The organism is Actinomycetota bacterium (assembly GCA_036280995.1).
In the GTDB taxonomy this organism is placed as follows: domain Bacteria; phylum Actinomycetota; class CALGFH01; order CALGFH01; family CALGFH01; genus CALGFH01.
In genome coordinates, this window is sequence record DASUPQ010000227.1 from 1 (window position 1) to 5,748 (window position 5,748).

Here is a 5,748-nt window from a genome sequence, read left to right on the forward strand (position 1 = left end):
AGGTCGTGGTGGTGGCCGGGGAGACGGGGTCGGGGAAGACGACCCAGCTGCCGAAGATCTGCCTGGAGCTGGGACGGGGTGCGCGGGGGATGATCGGGCACACCCAGCCGCGGCGGCTGGCGGCGCGGACGGTGGCCGAACGGATCGCGCATGAGCTGCGGACGCCGCTGGGGGAGACGGTCGGGTACCAGGTCCGGTTCACGGACCGGGTGGGCAGGGATACGCGGGTCAAGCTGATGACCGACGGGATCCTGCTGGCCGAGCTGGAGCGGGACCGGACGCTGCGGCGCTACGACACGATCATCATCGACGAGGCCCACGAGCGCAGCCTCAACGTCGACTTCCTGCTCGGGTACCTGGCGCGGCTGCTGCCGCGGCGGCCCGACCTCAAGGTGATCATCACCTCGGCGACGATCGACCCGGAGCGGTTCAGCCGGCACTTCGGCGGGGCTCCGGTGGTGGAGGTGTCCGGGCGGACCTACCCGGTCGAGGTCCGGTACCGGCCCCTCGGGGAGGAGCCGGACGACGACCGCGACCAGACCCAGGGGATCCTGGACGCGGTCGACGAGCTGTGCCGGGAGGGGCCCGGCGACATCCTGGTCTTCCTCAGCGGCGAGCGGGAGATCCGCGACACCGCCGACGCCCTGCGGGGTCACGCCTTCCCGAGGAGCCCGGGTGGGGTGGAGGTGCTGCCGCTGTACGCCCGGCTGGCCGCGGCCGAGCAGCACCGGGTGTTCCGGCCCCACGCCGGGCGGCGGGTGGTGCTGGCCACCAACGTGGCCGAGACGTCGCTGACCGTCCCGGGCATCAAGTACGTGGTCGACCCGGGCACGGCCCGGATCTCCCGCTACAGCCACCGGTCAAAGGTGCAGCGCCTGCCCATCGAGCCGGTGTCGCAGGCCTCGGCCAACCAGCGCAAGGGCCGCTGCGGGCGCACCTCCGACGGCATCTGCATCCGCCTCTACCCAGAGGACGACTTCGCCGGCCGGCCCGAGTTCACCGAGCCGGAGATCCTGCGCACCAATCTGGCCTCGGTGATCCTGCAGATGACGGCGCTGCGCCTGGGGGACGTGGCCGCCTTCCCCTTCATCGACCCGCCCGACCGGCGCAGCGTCAAGGCCGGGGTGGACCTCCTCGGTGAGCTGGGCGCCCTCGAGGGCGGCCGGCTGACCACAGTGGGCCGGCGGCTGGCCCAGGTCCCGGCCGACCCCCGCCTGGCCCGGATGCTGCTGGAGGCCGGGCGGCTCGGCTGCGCCCGCGAGGTGCTGGTGATCGTGGCCGCCCTGTCCATCCAGGACCCGCGCGAGCGCCCGGCCGAGAAGCAGGAGGCGGCCGACGAGCAGCACCGCCGCTTCGCCGACAAGGGCTCCGACTTCCTGACCTGGCTGAACCTCTGGCGCCACCTGCACGAACGCCAGGCCGAGCTGTCCTCGAACCAGTTCCGCAAGCTGTGCCGGGCCGAGTTCCTCAACCACCTGCGGGTGCGGGAGTGGCAGGACCTCCACGGCCAGCTCCGCTCGGTCGCCCGCGACCTCGGCATCCGGCTCAACCGGCCCGGCGAGGAGCCCGACGCCGACCGCATCCACACCGCCCTGCTGGCCGGGCTGCTCAGCCACATCGGCCTCAAGCAGGGCGACACCCGCGAGTACCTGGGCGCCCGCGGCACCCGGTTCGCCATCTTCCCCGGGTCGGCGCTGGCCCGGAAGCCGCCCCAGTGGGTGATGGCGGCCGAGCTGGTCGAGACCTCGCGGCTGTGGGGGCGGGAGGCGGCCGCCATCAAGCCCGAGTGGGTCGAGCCGCTGGCCGCCCACCTGGTCAAGCGGACCTACGCCGAGCCGCACTGGTCGAGGTCGCGCGGGGCGGTGATGGCCTCCGAGCGGGTGACCCTCTACGGGGTGCCGATCGTCGTTGACCGGCAGGTCAACTACGGGTCGATCGACCCCGAGGTGGCCCGCGAGCTGTTCATCCGCCACGCCCTGGTCGAGGGCGACTGGGAGACCTCGCACGAGTTCTTCGCCCGCAACCGGCGGCTCCTGGCCGAGGTCGAGGAGCTGGAGCACCGGGCCCGCCGCCGCGACATCCTGGTCGACGACCACACCCTGTTCGACTTCTACGACCAGCGCATCCCCGACGAGGTCGTCTCGGCCCGCCACTTCGACGCCTGGTGGAAGCGGGTCCGCGAGCAGCGGCCCGACCTGCTCGACTTCGAGCGCTCGATGCTGATCGCCGACGCCGCCGGCGCGCCCGACGCCGTCGACTACCCCGACACCTGGGTCCAGGACGGGCACCGCCTGCGGCTCACCTACCAGTTCGAGCCGGGCAGCGACGCCGATGGCGTCACCGTCCACGTCCCCCTGGCCGTGCTCAACCAGGTCGACCCGGACGGCTTCGACTGGCAGGTCCCCGGGCTGCGCCAGGAGCTGGTCACCGAGCTGATCCGCTCGCTGCCCAAGGCGGTCCGGCGCAACTTCATCCCAGCCCCCAACTGGGCCGCCTCGGCCCTGGAGCGGATCGGCCCGGGCGACGGGCCGCTGCTGGAGGCGCTGGCCCGCGAGCTGGAGCGGGCCGGCCCGGTCGAGGTCCCGCCCGGCGAGTTCGACCTGGCCAAGGTGCCCGAGCACCTGCGCATGACCTTCCGGGTCGTGGACCGCGGGAGCCGCGGCCCGGCCCGGGTGGTCGGCGAGGGCAAGGACCTGGACGAGCTCAAGCAGCGGCTGGCCCCGCGGATGCGGGCCGCCATCGCCGCCGCCGCGCCCGGCCTGGAGCGGGAGCGGGTGACCACCTGGGACCTCGGCCCCCTGCCCCGGGTGGTGGAGGAGCGCCGCTCCGGCCGGATCGTCAGGGGGTTCCCGGCCCTGGTGGACGAGGGCGGCGGGGTGGCCGTGCGCCTGCTGGAGACGGAGGCCGAGCAGGCCGCCGCCATGTGGGCCGGCACCCGGCGGCTGCTCCTGAACGCCATCGGATCGCCCGTGAAGTACGTGCTCGGCCGCCAGACCAACCAGGCCAAGCTCACCCTGAGCCGCTACCGCCACGGCAGCGCCACCGACCTGTTCGCCGACTGCCTGGCCGCCGCGGCCGACGACCTGATCGCCGCCAACGGCGGCCCGGCCTGGGACGAGCCCGGGTTCCGGCGCCTGCTCGACGCGGTCCGGGGCGAGCTCGCCGACGCCACCCTGGACGTGGTCAACCGGGTCGAGCGGGTCCTGGCCGTGGCCGGCCAGGTCGAGGGCCGACTGGCCGAGCTGACCAACCCGGCGTTCGCTCCCGCCACCGACGACGTCCGTGCCCAGCTCGACGCCCTCATCTACTCCGGCTGGGTCACCGCCACCGGCCGCCACCGGCTGCCCGACGTGCTGCGCTACGTCCGGGCCATGCTCCAGCGCCTCGACCGCCTCCCCGGCGACCTGGCCGCCGACGCCGCCCGCATGGAGAGCATCGACCGCGTCACCACCGCCTGGCGCCAGCTCGCCGACCTTCCCCCCGGCGCCCGTCCCCCGGCCGAGGCCCTGGACGAGATCCGCTGGATGCTGGAGGAGCTGCGGGTGAGCTACTTCGCTCAGGCGTTGGGTACCGCCAGGCCGGTGTCCGAGCAGCGGGTGCTGCGGGCGATCGACCGGGCACGGCGCACACCTTGACGAGCGGGCACGGGGCAAAGATTCTCCTTGAGGAGAAACGGCAACGGCCCCACCCGCATGCGGGTGGGGCCGTGGTGGCGTCGTGCTACTGCGCCTCGATCGGCCGCACGTTGGCGGCCTGCGGGCCCTTGGGGCCCTGGGCCACGTCGAACTCGACGGCCTGGCCTTCGTTCAGCGAGCGGTAGCCGCTCGTCTGGATGGCGCTGAAGTGCACGAAGACGTCCTCGCCGGACTCGGGCTGGATGAAGCCGTAGCCCTTGTCAGCGTTGAACCACTTCACGGTGCCAACAGTCATGGATGCTTGTCCCTCCCTCCGTCAACTCGGAGGTCACGATCAACGTCGGTCCGTCCTGGCGCCGACGGCAGAGGACAAGCTCGACTCCGTAGCGAAAGCCAAACGTTGAACCTGTGCGGCCCGCAGCCTAGCAGATCGCGCAACCACGGCGCGCGTGGTAGCCCTCACGACAGCCATCGACAAGGAGGTCGCAGGGGCGCGCCCTGGTCCTGAACCGCACCCTCAGGCCGTCCCCGGCCGAGTCCAACACCGAGGCCCGGCCGGGGTTACCCGCCCCGTCTCGCTGGGAACGGGTACCGGCAGCTCACGAGGGGCGGCAGAGCAGCGACGGCTCGTGGGAGGGACCACATGAACGCCACCGCCACCCCGGCCACCGGACGCTGGACGCCGCGCCGGATCGCCATCTGGGGCCGCCGTCGCCCTGCTGGGTGCCGTCGCCTGGGGGATCCTGGCCCTGGCCAGAGGCGAGACGGTCAACGCGGTCTGGCTGATCGTGGCCGCCCTCTGCTCGTACGCGATCGCCTACCGCTTCTACGCCCGCTTCATCGCCACCCGGGTGCTGGAGGTCGACGACGGGCGGGCCACCCCGGCCGAACGGCTCGACAACGACGTCGACTTCCAGCCGACCGACCGGCGGGTGCTGTTCGGCCACCACTTCGCCGCCATCGCCGGGGCCGGCCCGCTGGTCGGCCCCGTTCTGGCCGCGCAGATGGGCTACCTGCCGGGCACGATGTGGATCATCTTCGGGGTGATCTTCGCCGGCGCCGTCCAGGACATGGTGATCCTGTTCTTCTCGATGCGGCGCGACGGCAAGAGCCTGGGGCAGATGGCCCGGGACGAGATCGGCCCTCTGGGCGGCGCGGCCGCCCTGGTGGCCGTGTTCGCCATCATGATCATCCTGCTCGCCGTGCTCGCCCTGGTCGTGGTCAACGCCCTGGCCGACTCCCCCTGGGGCACCTTCTCGCTGGCCATGACCATCCCGATCGCCCTGATCATGGCTTCTACCTGCGGGTGCTGCGGCCGGGCCGGGTGCTGGAGACGACCGCCATCGGGGTCGGGCTGCTGCTGGTCGCGATCGTGCTCGGCGGCGTCATCGACCACTCCAGCCTGGCCCCGGCGTTCACCCTGTCGCCCAAGACCCTGGTCGTCTGCCTGGTCGTGTACGGGTTCGCGGCCTCGGTGCCCTGATCGCCTCGGGCACCACGCCCAAGCTGATCGAGAAGGAGTCGCAGGTCCGCATGGTCGGCTACGGGGCCATGCTGACCGAGTCGTTCGTCGCCGTGATGGCCATGATCGCCGCGTCCATCCTCGACCAGGGCCTGTACTTCGCCATGAACGCGCCCCCGGGGGTGGTTGGGACGACCGTCCAGTCGGCCTCGGAGGCGGTCACCAACCTCGGCTTCACCATCACCCCCGACCAGCTCCAGGCCGCGGCCCAGCAGGTCGAGGAACAGACGCTGATCGCCCGCACCGGCGGCGCGCCCACCCTGGCCGTCGGCATGTCGACCATCTTCTCGGGCGCGTTCGGCGGGGACGCCCTCAAGGCGTTCTGGTACCACTTCGCGATCATGTTCGAGGCCCTGTTCATCCTCACCACGGTCGACGCCGGCACCCGGGTCGGGCGCTTCATGCTCCAGGACACCCTGGGCAACGTCTGGAAGCCCATGGCCCGGCCGTCGTGGCGGCCCGGCGTCTACCTGACCAGCGCCATCGTCGTCGGGGCGTGGGGCTACTTCCTGTGGGTCGGGGTCACCGACCCGCTCGGCGGGATCAACCAGCTGTTCCCGCTGTTCGGGATCGCCAACCAGCTGCTGGCGG

The 5,748-nt window shown here is 72.5% G+C and carries 2 protein-coding genes and 1 pseudogene; 2 read left to right on the plus strand and 1 reads right to left on the minus strand.

What is annotated here, in order from left to right; translation table 11 throughout:
* The coding region (gene hrpA / locus VF468_07320) for an ATP-dependent RNA helicase HrpA (protein ID HEX5878116.1) at window positions 1-3,635 on the plus strand (3,635 nt) is incomplete at its 5' end.
* An 85-nt stretch (window positions 3,636-3,720) separates the two neighbouring features.
* Here hrpA and VF468_07325 read toward each other — a convergent pair.
* A complete protein-coding gene (locus VF468_07325; protein HEX5878117.1) occupies window positions 3,721-3,930 on the minus strand; it encodes a cold-shock protein in 210 nt (69 codons plus the stop codon).
* 348 nt (window positions 3,931-4,278) lie between these two features.
* Between VF468_07325 and VF468_07330 the strand changes: the two are divergent.
* A pseudogene (locus VF468_07330) lies at window positions 4,279-5,748 on the plus strand (carbon starvation CstA family protein).